The sequence below is a fragment of the Rhizobium sp. S152 genome, from assembly GCF_030380735.1.
In the GTDB taxonomy this organism is placed as follows: Bacteria; Pseudomonadota; Alphaproteobacteria; order Rhizobiales; family Rhizobiaceae; genus Rhizobium.
On sequence record NZ_JAUDRZ010000026.1, the window covers coordinates 285,184 to 310,692 of the forward strand.

A 25,509-nucleotide genomic window follows, 5' to 3' on the forward strand; every position below is an offset into this window, starting at 1 on the left:
TACACAAACGGAAAAAGGCGGCCCGAGAGCCGCCTTTGCTGTTTCATGATGTCTATTTAGCTCAAATCTGAGCGCCACGAGCCTTCGACGTCGCGCTGAAAGCCTTTTCGACATAGGCGTCGCGGCCATAGACGTCGTCGAAATACTGCACGACGCCGTTCTTGTCCGGCCATGCCGTGAAGTAGGCGATGTAGATCGGGAACTTCTGCGGCACCTGGACCGCGTGGTTCTTTCCGGTGGCGATTTCCTGGCCGATCTTGTCGACAGTGGTGTTCAATACGGCGGCCGCCATCGCGCGCGGATCGGCGAGACGCACGCAACCGTGGCTGAGCGCGCGCATGTCACGCTTGAAGAAGCTCTTGGACGGCGTGTCGTGCATGTAGATCGCATGCGCGTTCGGGAACAGGATTTTCAGTTCGCCGAGCGCGTTGTCGCCGCTCGGCGGTTGGCGCACGGAAATGTTTGAGGTCGAGCCGTACCAGTCGACGCTGGAGGAGGGCACGGCGCGGCCGCCGACGGCGACTTCGTAGCCCATGCGATCGAGATAGTTCGGGTCCGCGCGCAGCTTCGGCAGCATCTCGTTGATGATGATCGACTGCGGAACGCCCCAGAACGGATTGAACTCGACGGTCTGAACCTGATCCTGGAAGAAGAAGGTCTGGTGCGACGGCTGGCCGATGACCACCTTCATCGACAACTGCTCCTTGTTGTCGTTGTGGTAGTAGACCATGTAGGCCGGCTGGTTGATGAAGACGTAGCGCGAGCCGAGATCCTCAGGCAGCCAGCGTGCCTGCTCCATCGCGACGACGAGCTTCTCGATCTTCGCGCCATTGCTGTCGCCGCCGGTCATGACGCGGACGGTCGCCTGACCGACCACGCCATCAGGCTTCAGGCCATGTTCCTTCTGGAAGCCTTCGACGAGCGCGACGATCTCCGGTGAATAGTCGATACCGCCGGTGTAAGCCGCAAGCGTCGCCGCATGTTCCGCCTTCAACGCCGCGGAGCCATGCTTGTCGATCGCCTTGACGATGTTGGCGACCTCGCTCGACGTATCGCCCGGGCGCAACAGGCCGGTCAGCGTGATGTTGATCCGCTCCTCGCTGCCGCCTTCGGCGCGCAGCTTGGCAAGCTCGTCCTTCAGGGCGACGAACTGCGGGCCATCGGGCGTACGGCTGGCGAGATAGGCGCCGACATCGGGGCTCATGCGGGCGAGCTTCAGCACCGGCGCGAGGTTGACGTCCTTGCGCTTGAAATCGTGATAACCCGACAGCTTGTTCGGGTCGACACGGCCGCGCACGGTATCCTGCACATAGGCAAGCACCTTGGCGGACAGCGACAATTCGAACTGCATCAGCGCGCGGTCGCGCAGTTCCGGATCGGGAGCCGACTGGTCGACGGCTGGAAGCTCGACGGCATAGTCGGCCAGATCGAGACCGACGGCATTGACGTTGGCGAGTGCCGTCATCGCGGCCTTGGCGCGATCATTGATCTCGCCGCCATCGAGCCAGACCATCTGGTTCTTGACGTCGCCGTAATAGGCCTCGAGCGCCTTGGCGACCTCGGCCGGGGCGCGGACCTTGGCATCGGCAAGATACCGGCGTTGAACGCTCGGCGTCATGTCCGACGCGCCGGCCGCATTGGCGACCGCGCCGGTCACGACCGGATCGGTGAACTTGGTCGTATCGACCAGGCGCATGGCATCGGGCTTGTAGGTGTAATATTGCGGGCTGGAAACCTTCGGCAGCGGCGCGCTGGTATTGGCCTGCGGCGGCGCGATGGCGGCCGGAGCCGGGTTCATCATCGTGCCCTGGGCCCGCGCGCGATCACCGCGGATCATGTCCATCAGCGTATAGGCATGTGCAGGCGCCATGCCCATAGCGGCCATGCCGCAAGTAACAGCCAGTGCGGAAACCGCACTTTTCAAAATGAAGCTCATGCTTTTTTCCAGTCCCAGTACCATGCTGTCTTCGATCGTGGGCAACGCCCAGTTCAAAACTCGTCTCATCCGGCGCCAGCCGTTGAAATGACAGAAAGCAGGCGCCACTGCTAGCCTTGGAAACCTCAAGATAGTGTGACGCGATACGCTCGCCCGCCATCCGGCAGTTCACACAAAATTATGAAATTATTGGTTAATTTTTTACTTTATTTTGGCGCATCGAAACACTCGCCAAAAGCCCGCCGTGAGATAAAAAGCCGGGCGTGTCCGAAAAAGCACTCATAGCGAAACGGATAACATGATTTCGCCGTTCATATTTCCGCGACCACGCGGTTTTCTTCCCGCTGTTTCAGACCTATAAGACCCGCATCTTTGCAGCGCCTAGGCGACAGAAAGGCATGATGATGACCTCTACCCGCATGGAAACAGATACCTTCGGCCCGATCGAAGTGCAGAGCGACCGATATTGGGGCGCCCAGGCCGAGCGCTCGCTCGGCAATTTCAAGATCGGCTGGGAAAAGCAACCGACCTCGATCGTGCGCGCGCTGGGCATCGTCAAGCAGGCCGCCGCCCGTGCCAACATGGCGCTTGGGAAACTCGATCCCGCGATCGGCAATGCGATCGTCGATGCGGCGCAGGAAGTCATCGACGGCAGGCTCAACGACCACTTCCCGCTGGTCGTCTGGCAGACCGGCTCCGGCACGCAATCGAACATGAATGCCAACGAGGTGATCTCCAACCGCGCGATCGAGGTGCTCGGCGGCGTTATGGGCTCGAAGAAGCCTGTTCATCCGAACGACCATGTCAACATGAGCCAGTCGTCGAACGACACCTATCCGACGGCCATGCACATCGCCTGCGTCGAGCAGATCGTCCACCACCTGCTGCCGGGCCTCAAGCACCTTCATGCCGCGCTCGACATGAAGGTCACAGAGTTCAGCCACATCATCAAGATCGGCCGCACCCACACCCAGGACGCGACGCCGCTGACGCTCGGCCAGGAATTCTCGGGCTATGCCGCCCAGGTCGGTTCGGCGATCGCCAATATCGAGCTGACGCTGCCGGCGCTCTCCAAGCTCGCGCAGGGCGGCACCGCCGTCGGCACCGGCCTCAACGCCCCGATCGGCTTTGCCGAAAAGGTCGCCGACGAGATTTCCGCTATCACCGGCCTGCCCTTCGTCACCGCGCCGAACAAGTTCGAGGCGCTCGCCTCGCACGATTCCATGGTCTTCGCCCATGGTGCGATCAACGCGGCGGCGGCGGCCCTCTTCAAGATCGCCAACGACATCCGCTTCCTCGGCTCCGGCCCGCGCGCCGGCCTCGGCGAACTGTCGCTGCCGGAAAATGAGCCGGGCTCGTCAATCATGCCGGGCAAGGTCAACCCGACGCAGTCGGAAGCCCTCACCCAGGTCTGCGCCCACATCTTCGGCAACCACGCCGCGCTCACCTTTGCCGGCAGCCAGGGCCACTTCGAGCTCAATGTCTACAATCCCATGATGGCCTACAACTTCCTGCAGTCGGTGCAGCTGCTCGGCGACGCCGCCGTCTCCTTCACCGACAATTGCGTCGTCGGCATCGAGGCCCGCGAGGACAACATCAGGAAGGGCGTCGAGAACTCACTGATGTTGGTCACGGCGCTGAACGCCAAGCTCGGCTACGACATCTGCGCCAAGATCGCCAAGACCGCCCACAAGAACGGCACGACGCTGCGCGAGGAAGCAGTTGGTGGCGTTTACCTGACGAACGAAGAGTTCGATCAGTATGTCCGCCCGGAAACCATGATCGGACCCAAGTAAGCGCCAAGTAAGCGCCATCCCGAACTGTTGCTGAACCACCCGACACCGCCACGGCCTCCGTGGCGGTGTTTTTCATGCATTCTTGAGCATTTTTCGAAGGTTTTAGAATGATTGCAATTGGCCAGATGCCCGCATAGACCGTCTGCGATTTCCATTCCGGCCCGCACGAAAGGTCATTCGATGGCTGACGATCTCTTCCCCCTCGGCAAAGACTCCACCCAGTACCGCAAGATCAGCAGCGCCCACGTCTCTGTCGACAGCTTCAAGGGCCAGGACATCCTGACCGTCGAGCCCGAGGGCATCCGGCTGCTGGCCGAGACAGCGTTTGCCGACATCAACCACCTGCTGCGACCCGGCCACCTGAAGCAGCTCGCCTCTATCCTCGACGATCCCGAGGCGACCGACAACGACCGCTTCGTCGCCTACGACCTGCTAAAGAACGCCAACATCGCTGCCGGCGGCGTGCTGCCGATGTGCCAGGATACGGGCACGGCGATCATCATGGGCAAGAAGGGCCGCCGCGTCTGGACCGAGGGCGAGGACTATTCGGCGCTCGCCAAGGGCGTGATGGACGCCTACGAGAAGAAGAACCTGCGCTATTCGCAGCTGGCCCCGATCAAGATGTTCGAGGAGAAGAACACCAGGAACAACCTGCCGGCCCAGATCGACATCTATGAGGAAGGCACGGACGAATATAATTTCCTCTTTGTCGCCAAGGGCGGCGGCTCGGCCAACAAGACCTTCCTTTACCAGGGCACGCCCTCGCTGTTGACGCACGACCGGATGATCGACTTCCTTAAGGAGAAGATCCTGACGCTGGGTACGGCAGCCTGTCCTCCCTACCATCTGGCGATCGTCATCGGCGGCACCTCGGCCGAGATGAACCTGAAGACCGTCAAGCTCGCCTCGACGCGCTATCTCGACGATCTCCCGACCGAAGGCTCCGAGAGCGGCCACGCCTTCCGCGACGTCGAGATGGAAAAGGAAATCCACAAGCTTACGCAGCAGATGGGTGTCGGCGCCCAGTTCGGCGGCAAGTATTTCTGCCACGACGTGCGTGTCATCCGCCTGCCCCGCCACGGCGCCTCGCTGCCGATCGGCCTCGGCGTCTCCTGTTCCGCCGACCGCCAGGCCAAGGGCAAGATCACCCGCGACGGGATCTTCGTCGAGCAGCTGGAAACAGATCCCTCCAAGTATATGCCTGAGATCGACGAGACGAAGCTGTCGGAATCGATGGTTCGCATCGATCTGAACCAGCCGATGCAGGATATACTTGCCGAACTCAGCAAGCATCCAGTGAAAACCCGCCTGTCGCTGACGGGCACGATCATCGTCGCCCGCGACCTCGCGCACTCCAAGATCCGCGAACGGCTGGAAAAGGGCGAAGGCATGCCCGACTACATGAAGAACCACCCGGTCTACTACGCCGGCCCCGCCAAGACACCGGCCGGTTACGCCTCCGGCTCCTTCGGCCCGACCACAGCCGGCCGCATGGACAGCTACGTCGACCAGTTCCAGTCCTTCGGCGGCTCTATGGTGATGCTTGCCAAGGGCAACCGCTCGCGCGCCGTCCGCGAGGCCTGCAAGACCCATGGCGGCTTCTATCTCGGCTCGATCGGCGGCCCGGCCGCGCGTCTGGCGCAGGATTGCATCCGAAAGGTCGAGGTGCTGGAATATCCGGAGCTCGGCATGGAAGCCGTCTGGAAGATCGAGGTCGAGGACTTCCCCGCCTTCATCGTCACCGACGACAAGGGCAACGATTTCTTCCAGGAATTCAACCTCGGCTGACCGTCGCCCGCCCCCCGAATACGGCCATCGCGGCATCTCCGCTGCGCTGGCCGCCGCATCCTGACCCGGCCACCCGTCTTGCTTTACTTTTTTACTGGCGTCACTCGCGCCCTGCGCGTGTCGAACAGACATGCTGCCGAAATTACTGAATAAAAATCAGTAAGATAAGGCTAGACGGCCAATCGCATGTAAATTTCACATGTAATCTTTGGTATATCCAAGTTTAATCATTTCCAAAGATTTGTGCGCTACACATTTAAACACTGCTTTTTGAAGTTTGATGAGGAGTAGCCGGATGACGACGGCCATTGCGCAGAAGGCGCAGGTTCCCGATGTGGCAGGTCAGATCACATTCGCGATGCGCTCCATGGGCGTAGCGCCCATTCCCCGGAACTACGAACTCTTCTACGAAGCCTATATCGGCTCCAACCCCGCCCTCACCCGCGACCTAGCCGCTCTTGGCAGCCAGGTGACGCAGGAGGAGCTCGACCAGCTCGGCTCCCAGTATTTCACCCACAACCCGACCCGCATCTTCGACGACGCTCACAGCCGCATCGCGGGCGAACTGGAGACGCTGCTGCGCGTACTGCGCCAGGAGCAGACGTCGCTGGAAAGCTATAACAAGCTGCTCGGCGAAACCTACCGTCGCATCAGTTCGAAGAACCATAGCAGCGTCGACCTCATCGAGAGCGCCTTGTCACTGCTGACGACAGCGACCGGCGACACCATGGCGCACGGTGAAAAGACCGTCGAGAACGTTGTGCAGCGCTCGCAGGAAATGGACCAGGTCCGCCGCGAACTCGACGAGTACAAGCGCATCGCCAATACCGACTCGCTGACGCGCCTGTCGAACCGCCGCGCCTTCGACGACCGCCTCGCCGCCGTCTTCAACAACCCGGCCATGCGCCCCGTCACGGCGCTCATCCTCGCCGACATCGACAATTTCAAGAAGATCAACGACACCTACGGCCACCCGGTCGGCGACAAGATCCTCGCCACGGTCGCCTCGGTCATCCGCGCCAACGTCCGCCGCGATGTCTTCGTCGCACGCACGGGCGGCGAGGAATTCGCGCTGATCATCGACGGCAATACCGCCGAGGAAGTGATGGCGACGGCGGAGCGTATCCGCCGGACACTGGAAACCACGCCCTTCACCAACTCCCGCACCAGGGTCAACTACGGCCCGGTCACGGTGTCGGCCGGTGTCTGCATGGCCTCGAATGCCGAGGACGCGGGCGAGCTTTACCACAAGGCCGACGTCGCCCTTTACGGCGCCAAGAACTCCGGCCGCAATTGCAGCGTTCTCTTCGAGGACGGCATGCAGAAGGACTTCACCAAGAGCTGGCTGATTTACAAGGGATAATCCCTCGTCGTCACCACATGGTTTTCGCGGCGCGACCGGCCCACTCCCGGTCGTATGTTTCGTGGTCGAATGCCTCGGTCGCCGCCTTCAGCATCAACCCCGGCGTCGGCAGGCTCTTCGGATCCACGAAGGTTGCAGGATTCCACAACTCCGAACGCATCAGAGCACGCGCGCACTGGAAATAGACTTCATCGATCTCGATGACGATCACCGTGCGCGGATGCCGGCCCTCCATCTCGAAACTCTCGAGCAACGCCTCGTCGTTGGAGACCACGCCACGCCCGTTGATGCGCATCGTGGTGTTCGAGCCGGGAATGAGGAACATCGACGCAAGTCTCGGATCGCGCACGATATTCGACAGCGAATCGACTCGGTTGTTGCCGCGCCAGTCAGGCATGTGAAGCGTCCGATCGTCGACGATACGCACCACGCCGCCGATATCGCCGCGCGGCGAGCAATCGAGCCCCTCGGGACCAACGGTCGCCAGCGCCACGAAGGGCGATGCCTCGATCATCTGCCGATAGAGCGGCGTCAGATGCTTCGTGACTTTGGCGACAGAGGCCTCTGAGAGGCCTCCCCCGTAGATGGCGCTGAGTTCCTCGATCGAGCTGATGATTTTCATTGGGCAATCCATTTGATTTGCGCGGATGTACTTAGCCGGCGAAAATGACGCAGTCGTGACACTTCTTGCATCTCCTGGAGTCAGTGCAGCGTCGAAACGGTGGCATGACCACCGAGCGATCGATACTCCCAAGCAGCTACGACGATCATCACCAGCGCTGCCAGCATTCCCATCACGTAGACAGCCGTGAACGGCGCGACGAAACCAAGGAGGAGCAACAGCACCAGGCCGCCGATATGCGACAGCGGCGGTCGCCCGCTGGTCGCCCCCTTGAACCAGAGGTTTCCCGCAAGAAACAATCCCGGCCCGCCGAGCACAGACAGGATGATGCCGAGCTCGCCGCTCTCGTGAGGATGCGAGAACATGAACTCTACGGCGACGGCATGGACGATGATGCCCGCCAGGATCGGGATGTGGGCATAGGTGAAGGCCTGACGCGCCAGGCTGCCGGGCACTGCCTCATGCTCGATCCGATGTGCCGCCCGCTCATGCCCGAAACGGAAATAGAGCCACCACATAGCCACCGTGCCGACGAAACCGGTGACGAAAACCACCGCCGTCAGGCCAGAGAACGGAAGTTCCGAGAAGGTGCGGCCGGACACGAGGATCGCCTCCCCAAGGCAGATGATAACGAAGAGCGCGCAGCGTTCCGCCATATGCGCACCGGAAACATCCCAGTCCGCGGTGGTCGATTTTCCCAGCCCCGGCACGACGAAGCCGCTCGCCGGTCCCGCATATTCGATCACAATTGCGATCAGCCATGCGATCAGCCGCGCCTCGTGCTCAAGCAGGCCACCTGCGATCCAGAAAACGCCGGAGACGATCAGCCAGGTGCTGATGCGCAGGAAATTGCGATAGTTCGATGCACTTGCCTGCTTGACCGCGTAGGCCGCGAACAGCGACCGTCCGACCTGCATCAGCACATAGGCACCCGCGAACAACAGCCCCTTCTCGCCGAAGGCTTCCGGAATGGATGCGGAGAGGACGAGGCCGAGCAGCATCAGCACGACAAGCATGCCGCGCACCGGCATCTTTTCCGGATCGAGCCAGTTCGTGACCCAGGCCGTGAAGATCCAGACCCACCAGACGGCAAAGGTCATCAGCCCCGCTTCCAGCGCGCCGAGCGGCGTGTAGTGCGCGGCAAGAGCGTGCGACAGCTGAGAAATCGAGAAAACGAACACGAGGTCGAAGAACAGCTCCAGGAAGGTGACCCGGCTGCTGCCAGGACCACCCTTGGCCCGCAGCCAGTTGCGTGTGCTCGTTCCCGCCATTCGTTTCCCTCGTGATTGATATCGGTCAGCGCGGCTTTTCGGATGTGTCGCGGCTCATGCCCTTCTCGCGCAGTTCATCCTCATAGGCCGCGAACAACGCCTCGCCCTTCTCGCCGAGTTCGCGCAGATAGGTCCAGGTGAAAATCCCGGTATCATGCATGTCGTCGAAGCCGATGCGCACCGCGTAGTTGCCTGTCGGGACCATGGAGATGATCGCGACATTGCGCTTGCCCGGCACGGTGACCTTCTGCCCCGGTCCATGGCCCTGCACCTCCGCCGATGGCGAAAGCACGCGCAGCATCTCCGCCGAAAGCTCGAAGCTCTGCCCATCGTTGAAGGTTACGACGAGCCGTTGCCGGTCCTTCGACACCCTGAGTTCAGTTGGCCAGATATCGCCCATGATCCAATCCCCTTGGCGTTCAGGAGTAGGCAATGAAACCTTGTGAGGCAAGTTCAATTTGCCGTGCTCCAAAGCCGTTTCCCTTGACGTCGCAATGGCCTATACGCACATTAGTACCATTGCGGAGGTATTCGTGAACAGCAACGTTCCAGCAATAGGCTCGGCTATCGAAAGCGCAAAGCCACTCGTCGCCGAGGCGACACCGATGATCGACCCGTTCCAGCGGGCCGTCACCTATCTGCGTGTTTCCGTGACCGATCGCTGCGACTTCCGCTGCACCTATTGCATGGCCGAGAACATGAACTTTCTGCCGAAGAAGGATCTGTTGACGCTGGAGGAATTGAACCGCCTCTGTTCCGCCTTCATCGACAAGGGCGTGCGCAGGCTGCGACTGACCGGCGGCGAACCGCTGGTGCGCAAGAACATCATGCATCTCGTGCGCGAACTCGGCAAGAAGATCGGCAGCGGCCTAGACGAGCTGACGCTGACCACCAACGGCTCGCAACTCGCCCGCTTCGCCGACGAACTCTACGATTGCGGCGTGCGCCGCATCAATGTCTCTCTCGACACTCTCGACCCGGAGAAATTCCGCCAGATCACGCGCTGGGGTGATTTCAACAAGGTCATGGAAGGCATCGACGCCGCTCAGAAGGCCGGACTGAAGATCAAGCTCAACGCCGTCGCGCTCAAGGATTTCAACGACGTCGAAATGCCCGACATGATCCGCTTCGCGCATGGCCGTGGCATGGACCTGACCGTCATCGAGACCATGCCGATGGGCGAGATCGAGGAAGACCGCACCGACCGCTACCTTCCGCTTTCCAAGCTGCGCGCCGATCTCGAGCGTCAGTTCACGCTGACCGAGATCGGCTACCGCACCGGCGGGCCCGCGCGATATGTCACCGTCGAAGAAACCGGCGGCCGCCTCGGCTTCATCACCCCGATGACGCATAATTTCTGCGAGAGCTGCAACCGCGTCCGCCTCACCTGCACCGGCACGCTCTACATGTGCCTCGGCCAGAACGACGCCGCCGACCTGCGCTCGACCATGCGCGCCACCGAGGACGACGGCCTGCTCTACGCCGCGATCGACGAAGCGATCTCGCGCAAGCCGAAAGGCCATGACTTCATCATCGACCGCACACACAACCGCCCCGCCGTCAGCCGCCATATGAGCGTCACCGGCGGGTGACGCCAAGCAGCAGGCATTCCCGACCATCCATTATTGTGCAGTGCGCAAACGATTTATCATGGCTGTAACGCGCATTCGATTCCCTTGGGACCGCTTCGGCACTAAAAGAGCGTCGAAGAATCGGAAACGTTTTCATGCCGCGGTCACGCAATACCCAGGGTGCAATCTACATGAGTGCTGCGATGGCGGGTTTTTCCTGCAGCGACGCACTCTCGAAATCGGTGATCAGCTCGATGAATGCCGGCCAGATCATGTGCATTCGCGGTCTCTTCACCAGCATCTTCGTCTACATCATAGCGCATCGCATGGGCGCGCTGCGCCCTTGGCGCATCATCCTTCATCCCGCCGTGATCATCCGCGTCGTCTGCGAAATCCTCGCGGCCGTTACTTACATCACCGCGCTGGGCATGATGCCGATCGCCAATGCGTCGGCGATTCTGCAATCGCTGCCGCTCCTCGTCACGCTCGGCGCGGCGCTGTTTTTCGGAGAGCCGGTCGGCTGGCGCCGCTGGTCGGCGATCATCGTCGGACTGATCGGCGTGATGGTCATCATCCGGCCGGGCGCCGACGGCTTCACGATCGCGGCCCTATTGTGCGTCGCCAGCGTGCTCGTCACCGCGGGCCGCGACCTTGCGACGCGCACGATCTCACCGGAAATCCCTTCCTTGATGATAACCGTCGTCACCGCCGTATCGGTCACAATCTTCGGAGCCTTGCTGACGCCGGTTCTGGGCGGCTGGAGCCCTGTCAGCGTCACGTCGCTCTCCCACATCCTGCTTGCGGCCATCCTCGTGCTGATCGGCTACCAGACGGTGATCATGGCGATGCGCACCGGCGAGATCTCCTTCGTCGCACCGTTTCGCTATACCGGCCTGATCTTCTCGGCGCTTCTCGGCCTTGTGTTCTTCGCCGAGCGTCCCGACAGCTGGACATTGATCGGGGCTGCCATCGTCATAGCGTCCGGGCTCTACACGTTCTATCGTGAGGCCAAGCGCCACGTGGCACCGGTCGCGCAGGAATCCGAACCGCGAACTCCAGTCTGAGGCAGGCAATGAGCGATTTTTTGCTGGACAGATCGAATATCCCGGGCGTCGTTCTCGCGGGCGGCCGCTCGTCGCGCATGGGCCGCGACAAGGCCGTCGTGACGCTGGCCGGCCTCACCCTGATGGACCGCGTCATCGCGCAGCTGGCACCGCAGGTGACCACCGTCGCCGTCAATGCCGACCAGCCTCCCGAGAACTGCGACCGCCTCTTCATTCCCGACATCGTGCCGGGAAAGGCGGGCCCGATGGCCGGCATCCATGCCGCCATGGCCCATGGCGCCACACTTTCTGGCGTTACCCACGTCGTGACCGTCTCCGTCGATAGCCCGTTCTTCCCGTCGGATCTCGTCGACTGGCTCGCCGGCGCCATCGACAAACCCAAGAAGATCGCCATCGCGGCGTCCGAGAGCCGCAGCCATCCGGTCTTCGGCCTCTGGCCGGTCGCGCTCGCCGGCGAACTCGCAACGTGGATCGCCACCGACGACAAGCGCAGGGTGAGAGACTTCCTGTTGCGTCATGACGTTACGGTCGTGACCTTCCCGCTGCGCCCCACCCGCGCCAGCCTTCTCGACCCCTTCTTCAACGTCAACACGCCCGACGACCTCGTCGAAGCCGAGCGCTGGATGAGGGTGCTGGCCTGATGGACAAGCCCCGCATATTCGGCATTGCAGGCTGGAAGAACTCGGGCAAGACCGGCCTTGCCGTCCGCCTCGTCGAGGAGTTCACCCGCCGCGGCTACCGGATATCCACCATCAAGCACGCCCATCATGACTTCGACATCGACAAGGTCGGCGCCGACAGCTATCGGCATCGCCAGGCCGGCGCGCATGAGGTGACCATTGTGTCGGGCACACGCTTCGCCATCATGCACGAACTGCGTGGCGCGCCGGAGCCGAGCTTCGAGGATATTCTCGCCCGCATCGCCCCTTGCGATCTGGTGCTCGTCGAGGGCTACAAACGCGAGCCGATCCCGAAGATCGAAGCGCGCAGGCTGGAGGCCGCCAATCGCGAGCCGCTGGCGCCGGGCGATCCGTTCATCGCCGCGATCGCCGCCGATCATCCCGTGAGCGACACAACCCTGCCCGTCTTCGATCTCGACGACACCGCTGGGATCGCCGATTTCATCACCGATATCGTCGGCCTTTCCTTGAAATGAAAAGGCCGCGGCGGTTTCCCGTCGCGGCCTTCGTTTCGTTGAGCGGTGCCTCGATCAGTTGCGCGAAGCAACCGGCCGCACCAGCGCCGTGACGCGGCGGATGGTGACGCGGCGGTTTTCCTGGTTCGGGCCCTGCGTGTTGACCTTCAGATAACGCTCGCCGTAGCCCTGCGTCGCCAGGTTCTCAGGCGGGATGCCGTAGACGTCGCTCATGACGTTGGCGACCGATTCCGCACGCTGGTCGGAGAGAACGAGGTTGCTCTGGTCCGAGCCGACGGCATCCGTATGGCCTTCGATCAGGAAGGTTTCCGACGGATCCTTGCGCAGCACCTCATTGATCGCGTCGGCCACCTTGCGCAGGCTGCGAGCCTGAGTCATCGGGATCTCGGCGCTGCCGGTCGCGAATGTGATCGTATCAAGGTCGATACGGCGCACCTTGTCGCGGATACGGGCCGAATACTTCACCTCGTCGAGCGAATAGACGCGTTCGACAGGCTCGACCGGCGGCTCGCGCAGGAAGTCGTAGTAGTCGCGGTCGTCGTCGTTGCTCGTGTCCATGATGTAGTCGTTGAGCGGAATACGAAGACGCATCGGTGGCAGGTCCGCGCCCGGATCCTCGAAGTAGCTGCGATCGGGATCGTCATAGAGTTCCGGCGAGTAGTAGAGCACCGATTCCCGGCCGCGATTGTCGATGCGCGAGCGCTGGATGATATCGCCGTAGCGGTTGCGCACAGTCACGATCTGGTAGCCGTCACGGTCGATCGTCTCGCGATAGCGGTCGCGCGGCAGCTGCTCATAGATCGGCCGTTCGCCATCCCGGAGGAAGCGGCGGTCGTCGTCGCCACGCACATAGGTCTGGTTGTTGAACTGGATGATCACGCGATTGTCGTCGCCGCGCTCACCATACCGCGCACCATCGGGCCGCTCGAACTGTGGGCGACGATCAAGACGCTCACCCTGCTCGCTGGTAACAGCCTCGATCTTGATCGGCGGACGCTTCTCGCCACTGGGGGCGACCTGTGCATCGGCGTCGGACTTCGGAACGCGGATGTTCTGCTCCTGCCCGCGCTGCCTGTCGCGGTCGCGGCGCGACTGGACGCCACCGGACCGGTCCGCATCCTTGTCGCTGTCGAGGACGGCGGCGCCGTTCTCGACCGGAAGCACCACGGTTTCCGTGCTCTTGCTCGGATCGGCGGCGATTTCCTTGCGGCGTTCGAGTTCCTTCGGCGTCACCTTCTCAGGTGCGGGTATGGCCTGCTCGGCCTGGCCGGCAGCCGGCTGGCCGTTCGGCTGAAGCTGCTCGCCCTGCTGGACGGGTGGTTGCTCGCCAGAAGGCTGCTGCTCGCCGGTCTGCGGCTGCTGATCCGGCTCGGGCGCCTTGCCTTCGGTCGGAGCAGCAGGCTTGCCTGCCTTCTGCCCTTCGGGCGCCTCGCTGGGCTTCGGCACGTCGCTGCCTTCGGGCTGCTGCGGAGTGGCCTGCTTGGTCTCGTCGGGCTTCTGCCCGTCCTGAGGCGCTTCGGCTGCCGTCGGCTTCTTGCGCTCTGGCTTGCCGGCGGGCTGCTCTTCACCTTCAGCGGCTGCGGGCTTCTTGTCGCGCTGCTTGCGGGGCTGCTGCGGCTCTTCGGCCTGCGGCTGAGCCTGCTGTTCCTGCGGCGCGGACTGATCCTGCTGCTGAGGAGCGGATTCCTGCTGTTCTGGCTGCTTCTCGCGCTTGTTGCGCTTCGGCTTTTCGGCGGGCTGCTCCTGTGCGGGTGCGGCCTGCTCGGCTTGCGGTTCCGCCTGCTGTTCTGCTGCGGGCTGGCGCTGCTTGCGTGGGCGTTCGGCCGGCGCTTCCTGCTGCATGGCAGGCGCTTCCTGCTGTTCTGCCTGCGGTTCGCGCTGCTTGCGCGGACGCTCGGCCGGCGCCTCCTGCTGCGTGGCCGGCGCTTCCTGCTGCTCGGCCTGCGGCTCACGCTGCTTGCGCGGCCGTTCGGCGGGCGCTTCCTGCTGGGCCGGCTGTTCGGCCTGCGGCGCCTGTTCGCCACCGCCTTCCTGCTGCTGCTTGCGACGCTTCTTCAGCAGCTCCTCATCGGAGGCGTCCTGCGCCACCTCGAAGCTGCCTGTGGTCGCACGGGGTGCCGCGCTGGTCTGCTCGATGCTGGGCGCGGCCGCGAAGGAATGCACGGGCTGCATCACCATCGACAACGACAGCAGCGGAAAGGCAGCACTGGCAAATAGTCTTGATTTCATTCCCATTGGGTTCCTCGTACGTTTTTATTCTTCTCGACACCAGAATAGGGCGTCCCGTTTTGGTGCGCGGATTGCTCCATGTAATCGCGCAGGGCGGTATTTGTTCCGCCAGTCTTAGGAACTGCATCATTAACCCGATGTGAATATGGCAGCCGGGAACCGTTCATCTTCACAGCCGATTGCATAGCCTGCAATCTCTGTGATTCCAGTTGCAATTCCGAAAAAAAAGGTTTGATTATCGCCGCAAGGCGTTGCAAGGCATCGCCCCATATTGGCTGCCGACGCAAAACAAGAAAACGGACGGCAGCTACCAACAGAGAGGATTAACATGCGCATCCATTCCCGTATTCTCGCAGCGGCCTCCGTCGCCGCCCTGTCGCTCTTCGCCGGCTCGGCGATGGCCGATGGCGAGAAGTATGTCATCGGCACCGACTCCACCTACCCGCCCTTCGAGTATGTAGACGCCAGCGGCCAGTTCCTGGGCTTCGACATGGACATCGCGCGCGCGCTCTGCGCCGAGATGAAGGCCGACTGCACCATCGTCAGCAGCGACTGGGACGGCATCATCCCCGGCCTCAACGCCAAGAAGTTCGACATGATCATCTCGTCCATGTCGATCACCCCTGAGCGCTCCAAGCTCGTCGACTTCACCAACAAGTACTACAACACCCCGCCGGCGATCGCCGTACCGAAGGACTCGGACGTCAAGGATGTCGAAGGCCTCAAGGGTAAGGCGATTGGCGCCCAGACCTCCACGACGCACGCCAACTACGCCGAAAAGCACCTGCCCGACACCGAGCTCAAGCTCTATCCGACGGCCGACGAGTACAAGCTCGACATCGCCAACGGTCGTGTCGACGCCGTCATCGACGACATCGTCGTGCTGTCGCAGTGGGTGAAGTCCGACGCCGGCGCTTGCTGCAAGATCCTGACGCCGCTTCCCGTCGACAAGGAAATCAACGGCGTTGGCGCCGGCATCGCCGTACGCCAGGGCGACCCGCTGCGCGAAAAGCTGAACACGGCGATCGCCGCGATCCGCGCCAACGGCACCTACAAGAAGATCCAGGACAAGTACTTCGATTTCGACGTCTACGGCGCCGAATAACTTGTAGTCCACTAACAAATGCGATGGCGGAAGGCTTGCCCTTCCGCCATTTTTGTCTGACAAAGGGTTCAAGATCAAAGTGGCAAAAGCCGCGAGGGGAAAATTGGCATGAGCGGATTATTTTCCGCGCTGGGTTCGTTATGGGCCTGGATAGGGTATATTTTCGATCCGCTGTGCGGACCCGTTGGCATCTTCACCTGGTTCGGCTCCTCGACGATCCTCGCCTGTGGTGACACCGGCTGGGGTGACGAGATTGCCGCCGGCCTGAAGGTGACCGTCGCCGTCGCTCTGATCACCCTGCCGATCGGCCTCATCATCGGCTTTCTTGTGGCGCTGGGGCAGCAGTCCGAAGAGAAATCCGTCCGCCTCGCCGCCGGCATCTACACCACGATTTTCCGCGGCCTGCCGGAACTGCTGACGCTCTTCATCATCTATTACGGCATGCAGATCCTTCTCCAGTCGGTGCTGGCCTGGCTCGGCTATGACGGCCGCATCGAGATCAACGCTTTCCTGGCAGGCGTGATCGCTCTGTCCGTGGTCTTCTCCTCCTACTGTTCCGAAGTGCTGCTGTCGGCATTCCGCGCCATTCCGAAGGGCCAGTATGAAGCCGGCGACGCGCTCGGCTTTCATCGCGGTCGCACGATGATGCTGATCGTCCTGCCGCAGCTCGTGCGCATCGCGCTCCCCGGCCTCGTCAATCTCTGGATGATCCTGCTCAAGGACACCTCCTATGTGTCGATCATCGGGCTCGCCGACATCCTTCGCCAGACCGGCGTCGCCGTGAAAGTCACCAAGCAAGCCTTCCTGTTCTACGGCCTGTCCTGTCTGCTCTATCTCGGCCTCGCAATCATTTCCTCTTTCGGACTGCGCTACATCGAACGCTGGTCGAAGCGCTCGGAGGTTCGCCGATGAGCCACGCCGAAACCCTCATCCCGCCGCAGCCGGCTCCGAAGCAGGTACGCCAGGGCATCAGCAAATCCCATATCGTCGGCTGCATCGTCGTCGGCCTCTGGATCCTGCTTGCCATCGCCCTCATCGCCATGGTCGTCCTCGGCTGGGATCCCGAGAAATTCACGCGCTACGGACCGCGCTACCTCCACGGCCTCGCCACGACGATCACGCTGGTCACGATATCCATCGTCTGCGGCGCCGTCCTTTCCGTGCCGTTGGCCTTCGCGCGTATGTCGCCTAACAAGGTGATCAACGGCCTCGCCTATGCCTATGTCTATATCTTCCGTGGCACGCCGCTGCTCGCCCAGCTCTTTCTGATCTACTACGGCCTCGGCCAGTTCCGCCCACAGCTCGAGGCGATAGGCATGTGGTGGTTCTTCCGCGAGGCGTGGTATTGCGGCCTTTTCGCGATGACCATCAACACCGCGGCCTACCAGGCGGAAATCCTGCGCGGCGCTATCGAGAGCGTGCCGAGGGGTCAGCACGAGGCGGCCGCCTCGCTCGGCATTCACAAGATCATCGCATTCCGCAAGATCGTGCTGCCGCAGGCGCTGATCGTGGCGCTGCGTCCCTACGGCAACGAGATCATCCTGATGGTCAAGGGCTCGGCCGTGGTTGCGATCATCACCGTTCTCGACCTGATGGGCGAAACCCGCTACGCCTTCTCGCGCACCTTCGACTACCAGACCTATCTGTGGGCGGCGATCTTCTATCTCGCCATCGTCGAGACCCTGCGCCACCTCTGGGCCTGGATTGAACGTCGCCTCACCCGCCATCTGAAACGGTGAATGGCAGCACTCAAGCCATGCAGCTGCTAACACACTGAAACAAAACGAAAAGACGCGTTTCCGCTGGCCTTTTCGCAAGCTTCGGTTAACCTTCCCGTGTTTCCATTTTATCAGGCGCTAATAAGCGCCCAATGGGAACGGGAAGCGAGACCGAAGATGCACAAGGACATGGAAAGACAGCTCAAGGGTTACGGCCTGACGACGGCCCAGATCCTCTACCGCATGCCGGACCACCCGGCGTTCCTGCAGACCTACATTTGGCAGGACTACGACCTGGCGCCGGAGTTTCCCGAGATGCGCGGCTTCCTCAAGTTCTGGCAGGAACAGCTGGACGGGCCGCTGCACTCCGTGCGCTACATCCACCGCAAGCTGATCTCCGCCACCGAGTGGCGCGCGCTGAAGGGCGAGTTCATCCTGCACTGACGCCAGCGAACCGGCATCCGCCAATCCCGGCGGCACGCTCTACTTTTGCTGCAAGCCGGCCGAACCACGCGCCGTGCCACCATCGCCGCCATTGCAAAACCGGCGCAGTCGGCCTAGAGCCTGCGCAACGAATGAAACGGTGGTGAAGAAGATGGCGAAGAAGATCGACGAGGAAGCGCTGGCGGAAGCCTATAACCGGGCGCTGGCGCTTGAGAAGGCGGGCGAGATCGACGCCGCCGTCAGGGCCTACGAGGAAGTCCTCGCCATCGACCCCGAGGACCACGGCGGCGCCGCCGTCCGCATCGCCTCCATGGGCCGCGGCGATACCCCGGCCCGGGCGCCCGACGCCTATGTCGAAACCCTGTTCGACCAGCATGCCGAAGTCTTCGAGGATGTGCTTGTCGAACAGCTCGGCTATCATGTGCCGATGCTGGTGCGCCAGCGCCTGCAGGAACTCAAGCTCGGACCGTTCAAGCGCATGCTCGATCTCGGCTGCGGCACCGGCCTCACCGGCGGCACGCTGCGCGACCTCTGCGGCGAGATGACCGGCATCGACATCTCCGAGAACATGGTCGAGATCGCGCATGAGAAGGACCTCTACGAGACGCTGTTCGTCGCCGAGGTCGAGGACTTCCTCGAGGACAACGACGAGGAGCCCTTCGACCTCATCACCGCCACCGACGTCCTACCCTATCTCGGCGCGCTCGAACCCCTCTTCTTCGGCGCCGCCGAAAACATGACGAAGGGCGGCCTCTTCATCTTCTCGTCCGAAACCCTGCCCGAAGACGACACCCGCACCTACGCCGTCGGCCCGCACCAGCGCTTTCTCCACGCAGAAAACTACATCCGCGAACGCCTGACGGCGACCGGCTTCGAGCTCGTCGAGATCACCGACATCAACGTCCGCATGCAGGAAGGCGAGCCGAGCCCGGGGCATCTTGTGATCGCGAAGTTGGGGTAGCGGTGCTACGCAACAAAATAACAACCTTTACGTTTATGAGGTTGGTGGACAACGCTCACTGACAGCAGGAAGCTCCCGGTAGAAAACTGGGGGCTTTTTTCTGAATGGACGACCTGTCATTGGCTTGGAGTGATTTTCACCTTCCTGGCCTGATCAAGATTATCTTCGCCGATATCAGGCTGTCAGCCTTGGCGCTGGCATTCTTCGTGCCAATTCTTCTGCTCTACAGCAGGAATGAAATCCGTGTCAGACGACTGAGAACCATCTCCGACTTCATCGCCACCTACCCCGCCACCAAGCTTCATCAGGAAGACGGTGGTGCGGCAGGGGGCAATCCTTCCCTGGAGTTCGTCGCGTCGAAATACATCGCTGACCTCATCACCCCGAAAGCATCCTCGAACGCGCGCAAGTGGGATGCCGAGAGAATGGTCGAGGAAATCGAGACCGCCATCCGGTCTTCCCGGACCATCGGTAATCTCGGCGATTTCCGGCTTTTTCTATCGTCGTTCGGTCTGGTGATCATCTGCTATTTCGGTTTCGCCGAACTCTACGACGCGCTCGCCAGCGGCCTCCCCGTCTGGTGCGGTCCGACACGGGCGGGCGGTGTGGGCTGCAGTGGTGACGTTAATTCGCTACACGTTATAGGCGCTCTCGCCTTTGCAGGTGCCTTCATTGCCGCCGCCCGTCAATTCGTCCGAAGTCTCGCCGTATTCGACCTGTCGGCCTACACCTTCATCTGGCAAACCGTCGAAATCTTTGCATCGGTGATCTTCGTTCTCGTTCTCTTCCGGACATTCCCCGATCCTCTCGGCGACCTTGCGCATATCGTAACCGGGCAAGCGAAAGACTCGATGAGCAGCGGCATTCCCCTGACATGGGTCGCGCTGGCGCCACTGCTCGGCCTCCTGCCACAAAGCGCCACGAAGTTCCTGGCTCTGCGCCTGCAAACTTTCATTTCGTGGGTCAAGATGGATGACGATCGCTTCAACAGCGTAACGCGGCTGACACCCCTCGATGTCATCGATGGCATCGATTATTTCACGCGGTTCCGCCTGGAAGAATGCGGCATCTACGATGTCCAGAACCTTGCGACATACAATCCCATCCTGCTGCATATCGAGTCGCCATTCAAAATATTCCAGGCCGTGGACTGGATCAGCCAGGCACAGCTCTGCCATACCGTCGGCCTCGACCGGTTCCTGCTGCTGCGACAGATGAATGTCCGCACCGTTTTCGATCTGGAACGTGCGCTGAGCTACAAACGGAAGGATAAGAGCCTCAACGACCCTGACGAGTTCGACAGGATCTTCGCCGGATTGCTCTTTGCCGCGACCGATGAAATGCGCACGATCACAAAGATCAGCGGCATGAAGCCGCTCATACTAAGATCGCAAGTCTCCGACAAAGACGCGACAACGCAAGCCCAAACATCTGGATCAGCTTCGATCCTTGGGCAAACACCCGCGCCGAAGCCGACAGCCTCCGAACTGAAGGCCGACGATCCAATCGGCTACACTGTCGAAGCAACCAACATCGACAGTTATTGCGCCTGGGTTTGCGAGGTCATTGCCAAGGACCAGCCAACGACGACCCGTTGCATTGAACATGTGATGAGTTGGATCGCCGATGACCTTCACGTCCGGCGGCTCCGCCGCATCTGGCAGGAAATGTCGAAGGATCTCGGCCCCGCGTCGCGCACGCTGGATGCATCTGAAGCGGACGAACCCGCAGCGGATCCGTCCAAGTCAAAGGCGAAGTAGTCGCCCGGTCGGAAACTATCATTGTGACAGTTCCTCCCTTCTGATACCGATGCTTTCGGCGAAATCTCCGGCCCCGAAAGGCTGCCCCATGCCCCTCGTCCTGCATCAGCATCCGCTCGCATCCTTCTGCCACAAGGTCCTGATCGCCCTTTACGAAAGCGGCACGCCCTTCGAGCGCGTCCTTGTCGATCTCGGCGACGAAGCGTCTCGCTCGGCCTTCCTCGCACTCTCCCCGCTCGGCAAGATGCCGGCGCTTCGGGATGACGAGCGTGACCGCACACTGTTCGAGACATCGATCATCATCGAATATCTCGACCGCTATTATCCGGGCACCGCGCGGTTGCTGCCGGAGGATTTCGACCAAGCGCTGGAGGTCAGGCTGTGGGATCGCTTCTTCGATCTCTATGTCCAGGAACCGATGCAGCAGATCGTCAGCGAGCGCATGCGTCCGGATGGCAGCGCGCTTAGGGCGGATCAGGCAAGGGAGGCGCTCGGCCGCGCCTATCGTGTCATCGAAGACAAGCTCGGCGCCGATGACCGGATCACCGGCGACACCTTCACCATGGCCGATTGTAGCGCCGCGCCCGCTCTCTTCTACGCCGAGACTCTGGTCTCCTTCGGCGATGCGTACCCGAAGCTGCAAGCCTATCACGAGCGGTTGATGCAACGACCGTCGGTGGCACGCGTGCTTAAGGAAGCCATCCCCTATTTCAGGTTCTATCCCTACAAGGAGAACCTGCCCGCCCGCTACAAGCCGGCAGACGCCTGACGCTTCACAGACAAAGCGTTCCGTCGCCTAGTGGCCGCCATCGCTCCCCAGAATGGCAGCCAGCAGTTGCCCTTCAAGTTCGGCCAGTTTCGCGTTCCCGTGACGCCGCGGGTGCGGCTCGGGGATGGCGAGGTCGACCGCGACGCGGCCTTCGTCGAGCACGATGACCCGGTCGGCGAGATGCACCGCCTCGCTGACGTCGTGGGTGACGAGCACGGCGGTGAAGCGCAGTTCCCGCCACACCCGGCTGATCAGTTCCTGCATGCTGATGCGCGTCAGCGCGTCGAGTGCCCCCAGCGGCTCGTCCAGCGCCAGCACGCCGGGCCGGCTCACCAGCGCGCGGGCGAGCGCCACGCGCTGCCGCTGCCCGCCGGACAGCCGCGCCGGCCATTCGCCGGCCTTCTCCGCCAGCTGCACCTCGTCGAGAACCGCTTCGGCCGCCGAGCGGCCAGTTTGCCGATCTACCCGGTCACCGAGGCCGACAGCCACATTGTCGGCGACATCAAGCCAGGGCAGCAGCCTTGGCTCCTGGAAGACGATGCGGGCATTGGCTTGCGCATCGTCGCCTGCCTCGTTCTCGAAATGCAATTCTCCGGCGCTGGGCTCGTCCAGCCCCATCAGTATCCTGAGCAGCGTGCTCTTGCCGCAGCCGCTCTTGCCGATCACGGCGACGAACTGGCCGGCCGGGATGTGCAGGCTGATACCGCGCAGCACGCGGTTGCTGCCGAAGCTCTTTTCAAGCCCCTTGAGGGTGATCGCGGCCGCCCCGGCTTGCAACGCCGGCGCGGCGCTGTCGATTTCGTATTCAGGCTCGCGCGGGGCCGCCTGAAAGCGCTCATGCGCAACGAGGGTCATGGCTCTCTCCTATTTCTGGTAGACCGGGTTCCAGCGCAGCGCCCGCCGCTCCAGCGCCCGTGCCACAACATCGGCCAGCTTACCGAGCACCGCGTAGATCACCAGCGCCAGCACGACGACATCGGTCATCATGAACTCGCGGGCATTGTTCGCCATGTGCCCGATGCCTGACGACGCAGCGATGGATTCCGACACGATCAGCGTCAGCCACATGATCCCCAGCGCATAGCGCAGGCCGACGAAGATCGAGGGCAGCGCGCCGGGAAAGATCACCTTGCGAAATAGCGTCCAGTTGCCCATGCCATAGACCCGGCCCATCTCGATCAGGTCTCGGTCGACGTTGCGCACGCCGTGATAGGTGTTGAGATAGACGGGAAACAGCACACCGAGCGACGTCAGGAAAAGCTTCGATTCTTCGCCGATCCCGAACCACAGGATGACCAGTGGGATCATCGCCAGATGCGGGATCGTCCGCAGCATCTGCAGCGTCGTGTCCGTCAGCTGCTCCGAGATCCTGGAAATCCCGTTCGCGATCCCGAGAAGGAAGCCGATCGAGCCGCCGACGAGCAATCCGGCGAAGGCGCGCCCGGCGCTGACGAGAATGTCATGCGGCAATTGCCCGCTCGAGGTCGTCGACCAGAAGGCGATCGCGACATCGACGGGCGATGGCATGACGCGCGACGAAATCCAGCCGGCGGAGGACGCGAGCTGCCAGAGCGCGACGATCAGCACCGGCACCGCATAGGGCAAGAGCCTGTCGCGCCCCGGCAGTGAGAGCCGTGCCTGCTTTCTGCCGACCGTGCGTTCGCTGAACGCGCGGCCGATCGGCGTATCGAATGTGGACATGATATCTCCCCTGCTGGTGCGGGCCTTGATCGTCAAGATCGCGATGGCCGCCCGCTATCGACGGGCGGCGCGATGGCGTCGCTCAGGAACCCGAGACCACCTTCAGATTTCCGCCGTGGCTGCCGCCGCCGAAGACCTGGCGCTTGCCGAATTCGCTGTCGAAACCGTGCCGCTGCTCCTCGCGCGTAATGCCGAGTTCAGGGAACAGCAACTCGGCCACGCGATAGGCCTCCTCAAGATGAGGATAGCCCGAGCCGATCACCGTATCGATGCCGATCTCCTGGTATTCGCGCAGCCGCGCCGCCACCGTCTTCGGCGAGCCGACGAGCGCCGTGCCGGCACCAGCGCGCACCAGCCCGACACCGGCCCAAAGGTTCGGAGACACCTCAAGCTTATCGCGGCGACCGCCATGAAGGGCGGCCATGCGCTGCTGGCCGACGGAATCGGATTCCTTCACGAAACGCTCCTGCGCCTCGCGGATGGTGTCGTCGTCGAGCTGCGAGATCAGTCGGTCCGCGGCCGCCCATGCCTCCTCGTCCGTCTCGCGCACGATGAAGTGCAGGCGAATGCCGAAGCTGACGTCACGGCCCGCCTTGGCCGCCGCCGCACGCACCTTCTCGACTTTCTCGGCCACCTGCGCCGGCGGCTCACCCCAGGTCAGGTACTTGTCGACGCGGCCGACGGAAAAATCGATGCCGGCATCCGACGAACCGCCGAAATAGAGCGGCGGGCGCGGGTTCTGCACGGATGGGAAACCGAGCCGCGCATTCGTCGCCTTGATGTACTTGCCGTCGTAGCTGGCGACACCTTTTTCCAGGAGTTCCTCGAAGACGGTGAAGAACTCGTCGGCATGCGCATAGCGCTCGTCATGCGCCAGATTGATACCGTCACCGGCAAGCTCCGCAGGACTGCCGCCGACGACGATGTTGAGAAGCAGGCGACCGTTGGAGATGCGGTCGAGCGTCGTCGTCAGTCGCGCGTAGTAAGCGGGCGAAGCTGTGCCGGGTCGAATGGCGACGAGGAATTGCAGCTTCTCGGTCTTCGCCGCCAGCGCCGCCGCCATCACGAAGGACTCCTCGCAAGCAACGCCAGTCGGCAGCAGAACGCCGGAATAGCCTAGTCGGTCGACCGCCTGCGCGATCTGTGTGAGGTAGCCGAACTCGGGCGCGCGGTTGAGCTCGTTCGAGCCGAGATAGGCGCCGTCACCCGATGTCGGGATGAACCAGAGGAAATTGATGGGTTGGGCGGTCATGGAAAAATCCTCGTAATCGCGAATGGGGCGTTAGCTGGCCTTCGGTCGCCAGATGATGTCGCCGGTTGAAAGCTTCTTCGGAACGATGCCGAGATCGTAGAACTCGTCGGCGAGCGCCTGCTGGTAGGCGGCCGCCGTATCGGTGATCGTCGATACGCCGCCGAGATCAGCACCTGGCCGCGTCAGGCTTACGCGCGTCACGTCGGCAGGCACGCCGGTGATCTCGGAAAGCTCCTTGACGGTGTCGTCGAGCTTGTCCTGCGCGGATCGGCCGACCTTGGCGAGTTCGTCGATCACGTCGACGATGACGGGCCCGTTGGCATCGGTGAACTCCGAGTTGGCGAGGAAATAGCTGTAGGACGGCACGATGCCCTCGGCGGTCGTGAGGATGCGCGTGTCCGGGTCGGCCTCGGCGATGGCGAGATAGGGATCCCAGATCGACCAGGCATCGATGCTGCCGTTCTTGAAGGCGGCGGCGGCATCCGGCGGCGCCAGATCCAGTGCCTCGACGTCCTCAATCTTCAGACCGCCCTTGCGCAGCACCTTGACAGTAACGTTGTGTGCACTGGAGCCACGCTTGAAGGCGACCTTCTTGCCCTTCAGGTCCTCGATCGTCTTGATGTCGGAATCCTTGCGCACCAGGATGGCCGAACCGGCGGCGCTGCCCCTGTAGGTGCCGACATAATAGAGCTGCCCGCCGGCGGCCTGCGCGAAGAGCGGCGGAACGTCGCCGGTCGCGCCGAAATCGAGAGCGCCTGCCCCCAGCGCTTCCAGAAGCGGCGGCCCCGAGGTGAATTCCGACCAGCTGACGGTGATCCCCTTGTCGGCCAGGCGCTTCTCCAGCGCGCCGCGCCGTTTGGCGAGCGCGAGAACGCCGTTCTTCTGCCAGCCGATACGGAATTCCGTGGCGGCGGCGCGAGCGAGCCTTGCACCCGGCAGCAAGGCCGTGGCGGCAGCGGCGCCGAAGAGCCCGAGCGTCTGACGACGAGAAATCATGGCAAGT

23 protein-coding genes are annotated in these 25,509 nt (G+C 62.3%); 14 read left to right on the forward strand and 9 right to left on the reverse strand.

Annotated elements, in window-relative coordinates; translation table 11 throughout:
• Positions 1 to 61: 61 nt before the first annotated feature.
• A complete protein-coding gene (locus tag QTL95_RS20590) occupies positions 62 to 1,936 on the reverse strand; it encodes a L,D-transpeptidase family protein (RefSeq protein WP_289721776.1) in 1,875 nt (624 codons plus the stop codon).
• Between the two features lie 404 nt (positions 1,937 to 2,340).
• On the opposite strand from QTL95_RS20590, the gene fumC reads away from it, so the two are divergent.
• The 3 genes from fumC to QTL95_RS20605 all read left to right on the forward strand — a co-directional run bounded on the left by fumC (position 2,341) and on the right by QTL95_RS20605 (position 6,883).
• Positions 2,341 to 3,732, forward strand: a complete 1,392-nt coding sequence (fumC, locus tag QTL95_RS20595; protein ID WP_289722422.1) for a class II fumarate hydratase — start codon at positions 2,341 to 2,343, stop codon at positions 3,730 to 3,732.
• 180 nt (positions 3,733 to 3,912) lie between these two features.
• Positions 3,913 to 5,520 (forward strand): fumarate hydratase, encoded by a 1,608-nt coding sequence (locus QTL95_RS20600; RefSeq protein ID WP_289721777.1) that lies wholly within the window; start codon positions 3,913 to 3,915, stop codon positions 5,518 to 5,520.
• A 295-nt stretch (positions 5,521 to 5,815) separates the two neighbouring features.
• Positions 5,816 to 6,883: a GGDEF domain-containing protein gene (locus QTL95_RS20605; protein WP_289721778.1), complete on the forward strand. Its 1,068-nt coding sequence runs from the start codon at positions 5,816 to 5,818 to the stop codon at positions 6,881 to 6,883.
• A gap of 10 nt (positions 6,884 to 6,893) precedes the next feature.
• Here the strand turns inward: QTL95_RS20605 and QTL95_RS20610 are convergent, their stop codons facing one another.
• The 3 genes from QTL95_RS20610 to QTL95_RS20620 all read right to left on the reverse strand — a co-directional run bounded on the left by QTL95_RS20610 (position 6,894) and on the right by QTL95_RS20620 (position 9,176).
• Positions 6,894 to 7,505: a pyridoxamine 5'-phosphate oxidase family protein gene (locus tag QTL95_RS20610; protein WP_289721779.1), complete on the reverse strand. Its 612-nt coding sequence runs from the start codon at positions 7,503 to 7,505 to the stop codon at positions 6,894 to 6,896.
• 80 nt (positions 7,506 to 7,585) lie between these two features.
• Entirely contained in the window at positions 7,586 to 8,776 is a 1,191-nt protein-coding gene (locus QTL95_RS20615; RefSeq protein ID WP_289721780.1) for a low temperature requirement protein A, read from the reverse strand.
• Between the two features lie 25 nt (positions 8,777 to 8,801).
• A complete protein-coding gene (locus QTL95_RS20620) occupies positions 8,802 to 9,176 on the reverse strand; it encodes a DUF971 domain-containing protein (protein WP_289721781.1) in 375 nt (124 codons plus the stop codon).
• A 205-nt stretch (positions 9,177 to 9,381) separates the two neighbouring features.
• Between QTL95_RS20620 and moaA the strand changes: the two genes are divergently transcribed.
• From moaA to mobB, 4 genes are all read left to right on the forward strand, one after another.
• Positions 9,382 to 10,368 carry a GTP 3',8-cyclase MoaA gene (gene moaA / locus QTL95_RS20625; protein WP_289722423.1) on the forward strand — a complete coding sequence of 329 codons (987 nt, stop codon included), beginning with the start codon at positions 9,382 to 9,384 and terminating at the stop codon, positions 10,366 to 10,368.
• 134 nt (positions 10,369 to 10,502) lie between these two features.
• A complete protein-coding gene (locus QTL95_RS20630; protein WP_289721782.1) occupies positions 10,503 to 11,411 on the forward strand; it encodes a DMT family transporter in 909 nt (302 codons plus the stop codon).
• Positions 11,412 to 11,419: 8 nt separating this feature from the next.
• The gene (mobA, locus tag QTL95_RS20635) at positions 11,420 to 12,052 is read left to right on the forward strand and encodes a molybdenum cofactor guanylyltransferase MobA (protein ID WP_289721783.1); all 633 of its coding nucleotides are present in this window, start codon (positions 11,420 to 11,422) and stop codon (positions 12,050 to 12,052) included.
• A complete protein-coding gene (mobB, locus tag QTL95_RS20640; protein ID WP_289721784.1) occupies positions 12,052 to 12,567 on the forward strand; it encodes a molybdopterin-guanine dinucleotide biosynthesis protein B in 516 nt (171 codons plus the stop codon). The genes mobA and mobB overlap by 1 nt, the downstream gene beginning before the upstream one ends.
• Positions 12,568 to 12,621: 54 nt before the next feature.
• On the opposite strand, the gene QTL95_RS20645 is transcribed toward mobB, so the two are convergent.
• The gene (locus QTL95_RS20645; RefSeq protein ID WP_289721785.1) at positions 12,622 to 14,802 is read right to left on the reverse strand and encodes an OmpA family protein; all 2,181 of its coding nucleotides are present in this window, start codon (positions 14,800 to 14,802) and stop codon (positions 12,622 to 12,624) included.
• A 322-nt stretch (positions 14,803 to 15,124) separates the two neighbouring features.
• On the opposite strand from QTL95_RS20645, the gene QTL95_RS20650 reads away from it, so the two are divergent.
• From QTL95_RS20650 to QTL95_RS20680, 7 genes are all read left to right on the forward strand, one after another.
• A complete protein-coding gene (locus QTL95_RS20650) occupies positions 15,125 to 15,901 on the forward strand; it encodes an ABC transporter substrate-binding protein (protein ID WP_289721786.1) in 777 nt (258 codons plus the stop codon).
• A gap of 108 nt (positions 15,902 to 16,009) precedes the next feature.
• Positions 16,010 to 16,813 (forward strand): ABC transporter permease, encoded by an 804-nt coding sequence (locus QTL95_RS20655; protein WP_289721787.1) that lies wholly within the window; start codon positions 16,010 to 16,012, stop codon positions 16,811 to 16,813.
• The gene (locus tag QTL95_RS20660; RefSeq protein WP_289721788.1) at positions 16,810 to 17,640 is read left to right on the forward strand and encodes an ABC transporter permease; all 831 of its coding nucleotides are present in this window, start codon (positions 16,810 to 16,812) and stop codon (positions 17,638 to 17,640) included. The genes QTL95_RS20655 and QTL95_RS20660 overlap by 4 nt, the downstream gene beginning before the upstream one ends.
• 156 nt (positions 17,641 to 17,796) lie before the next feature.
• The gene (locus QTL95_RS20665; protein WP_289721789.1) at positions 17,797 to 18,063 is read left to right on the forward strand and encodes an usg protein; all 267 of its coding nucleotides are present in this window, start codon (positions 17,797 to 17,799) and stop codon (positions 18,061 to 18,063) included.
• Positions 18,064 to 18,214: 151 nt separating this feature from the next.
• The gene (locus QTL95_RS20670) at positions 18,215 to 19,024 is read left to right on the forward strand and encodes a methyltransferase (RefSeq protein ID WP_289721790.1); all 810 of its coding nucleotides are present in this window, start codon (positions 18,215 to 18,217) and stop codon (positions 19,022 to 19,024) included.
• 104 nt (positions 19,025 to 19,128) lie between these two features.
• Positions 19,129 to 20,784 (forward strand): hypothetical protein, encoded by a 1,656-nt coding sequence (locus tag QTL95_RS20675; RefSeq protein ID WP_289721791.1) that lies wholly within the window; start codon positions 19,129 to 19,131, stop codon positions 20,782 to 20,784.
• An 88-nt stretch (positions 20,785 to 20,872) separates the two neighbouring features.
• Positions 20,873 to 21,553 (forward strand): glutathione S-transferase family protein, encoded by a 681-nt coding sequence (locus QTL95_RS20680; RefSeq protein WP_289721792.1) that lies wholly within the window; start codon positions 20,873 to 20,875, stop codon positions 21,551 to 21,553.
• A gap of 27 nt (positions 21,554 to 21,580) precedes the next feature.
• Here the strand turns inward: QTL95_RS20680 and QTL95_RS20685 are convergent, their stop codons facing one another.
• The 4 genes from QTL95_RS20685 to QTL95_RS20700 form a co-directional block, all read right to left on the reverse strand.
• Positions 21,581 to 22,408 (reverse strand): ATP-binding cassette domain-containing protein, encoded by an 828-nt coding sequence (locus tag QTL95_RS20685; protein ID WP_289721793.1) that lies wholly within the window; start codon positions 22,406 to 22,408, stop codon positions 21,581 to 21,583.
• 9 nt (positions 22,409 to 22,417) lie between these two features.
• Positions 22,418 to 23,254: an aliphatic sulfonate ABC transporter permease SsuC gene (gene ssuC / locus QTL95_RS20690; protein ID WP_289721794.1), complete on the reverse strand. Its 837-nt coding sequence runs from the start codon at positions 23,252 to 23,254 to the stop codon at positions 22,418 to 22,420.
• Positions 23,255 to 23,336: 82 nt separating this feature from the next.
• Entirely contained in the window at positions 23,337 to 24,506 is a 1,170-nt protein-coding gene (gene ssuD, locus QTL95_RS20695; protein ID WP_289721795.1) for an FMNH2-dependent alkanesulfonate monooxygenase, read from the reverse strand.
• A gap of 30 nt (positions 24,507 to 24,536) precedes the next feature.
• Positions 24,537 to 25,502, reverse strand: a complete 966-nt coding sequence (locus tag QTL95_RS20700) for an aliphatic sulfonate ABC transporter substrate-binding protein (RefSeq protein ID WP_289721796.1) — start codon at positions 25,500 to 25,502, stop codon at positions 24,537 to 24,539.
• Between the last annotated feature and the right edge of the window lie 7 nt (positions 25,503 to 25,509).

What these genes read in the sequence shown, in the direction of transcription:
- QTL95_RS20685 (WP_289721793.1), bottom strand. Translation starts at nt 22,408, where the DNA reads ATGACCCTCGTTGCGCATGAGCGCTTTCAGGCGGCCCCGCGCGAGCCT.
- fumC (WP_289722422.1), top strand. Translation starts at nt 2,341, where the DNA reads ATGACCTCTACCCGCATGGAAACAGATACCTTCGGCCCGATCGAAGTG.
- mobB (WP_289721784.1), top strand. Translation starts at nt 12,052, where the DNA reads ATGGACAAGCCCCGCATATTCGGCATTGCAGGCTGGAAGAACTCGGGC.
- ssuC (WP_289721794.1), bottom strand. Translation starts at nt 23,254, where the DNA reads ATGTCCACATTCGATACGCCGATCGGCCGCGCGTTCAGCGAACGCACG.
- QTL95_RS20675 (WP_289721791.1), top strand. Translation starts at nt 19,129, where the DNA reads ATGGACGACCTGTCATTGGCTTGGAGTGATTTTCACCTTCCTGGCCTG.
- QTL95_RS20630 (WP_289721782.1), top strand. Translation starts at nt 10,503, where the DNA reads ATGCCGCGGTCACGCAATACCCAGGGTGCAATCTACATGAGTGCTGCG.
- QTL95_RS20655 (WP_289721787.1), top strand. Translation starts at nt 16,010, where the DNA reads ATGAGCGGATTATTTTCCGCGCTGGGTTCGTTATGGGCCTGGATAGGG.
- QTL95_RS20670 (WP_289721790.1), top strand. Translation starts at nt 18,215, where the DNA reads ATGGCGAAGAAGATCGACGAGGAAGCGCTGGCGGAAGCCTATAACCGG.
- QTL95_RS20680 (WP_289721792.1), top strand. Translation starts at nt 20,873, where the DNA reads ATGCCCCTCGTCCTGCATCAGCATCCGCTCGCATCCTTCTGCCACAAG.
- QTL95_RS20610 (WP_289721779.1), bottom strand. Translation starts at nt 7,505, where the DNA reads ATGAAAATCATCAGCTCGATCGAGGAACTCAGCGCCATCTACGGGGGA.
- QTL95_RS20600 (WP_289721777.1), top strand. Translation starts at nt 3,913, where the DNA reads ATGGCTGACGATCTCTTCCCCCTCGGCAAAGACTCCACCCAGTACCGC.
- QTL95_RS20700 (WP_289721796.1), bottom strand. Translation starts at nt 25,502, where the DNA reads ATGATTTCTCGTCGTCAGACGCTCGGGCTCTTCGGCGCCGCTGCCGCC.
- QTL95_RS20645 (WP_289721785.1), bottom strand. Translation starts at nt 14,802, where the DNA reads ATGGGAATGAAATCAAGACTATTTGCCAGTGCTGCCTTTCCGCTGCTG.
- QTL95_RS20665 (WP_289721789.1), top strand. Translation starts at nt 17,797, where the DNA reads ATGCACAAGGACATGGAAAGACAGCTCAAGGGTTACGGCCTGACGACG.
- ssuD (WP_289721795.1), bottom strand. Translation starts at nt 24,506, where the DNA reads ATGACCGCCCAACCCATCAATTTCCTCTGGTTCATCCCGACATCGGGT.
- mobA (WP_289721783.1), top strand. Translation starts at nt 11,420, where the DNA reads ATGAGCGATTTTTTGCTGGACAGATCGAATATCCCGGGCGTCGTTCTC.
- QTL95_RS20660 (WP_289721788.1), top strand. Translation starts at nt 16,810, where the DNA reads ATGAGCCACGCCGAAACCCTCATCCCGCCGCAGCCGGCTCCGAAGCAG.
- QTL95_RS20615 (WP_289721780.1), bottom strand. Translation starts at nt 8,776, where the DNA reads ATGGCGGGAACGAGCACACGCAACTGGCTGCGGGCCAAGGGTGGTCCT.
- QTL95_RS20620 (WP_289721781.1), bottom strand. Translation starts at nt 9,176, where the DNA reads ATGGGCGATATCTGGCCAACTGAACTCAGGGTGTCGAAGGACCGGCAA.
- QTL95_RS20605 (WP_289721778.1), top strand. Translation starts at nt 5,816, where the DNA reads ATGACGACGGCCATTGCGCAGAAGGCGCAGGTTCCCGATGTGGCAGGT.
- moaA (WP_289722423.1), top strand. Translation starts at nt 9,382, where the DNA reads ATGATCGACCCGTTCCAGCGGGCCGTCACCTATCTGCGTGTTTCCGTG.
- QTL95_RS20590 (WP_289721776.1), bottom strand. Translation starts at nt 1,936, where the DNA reads ATGAGCTTCATTTTGAAAAGTGCGGTTTCCGCACTGGCTGTTACTTGC.
- QTL95_RS20650 (WP_289721786.1), top strand. Translation starts at nt 15,125, where the DNA reads ATGCGCATCCATTCCCGTATTCTCGCAGCGGCCTCCGTCGCCGCCCTG.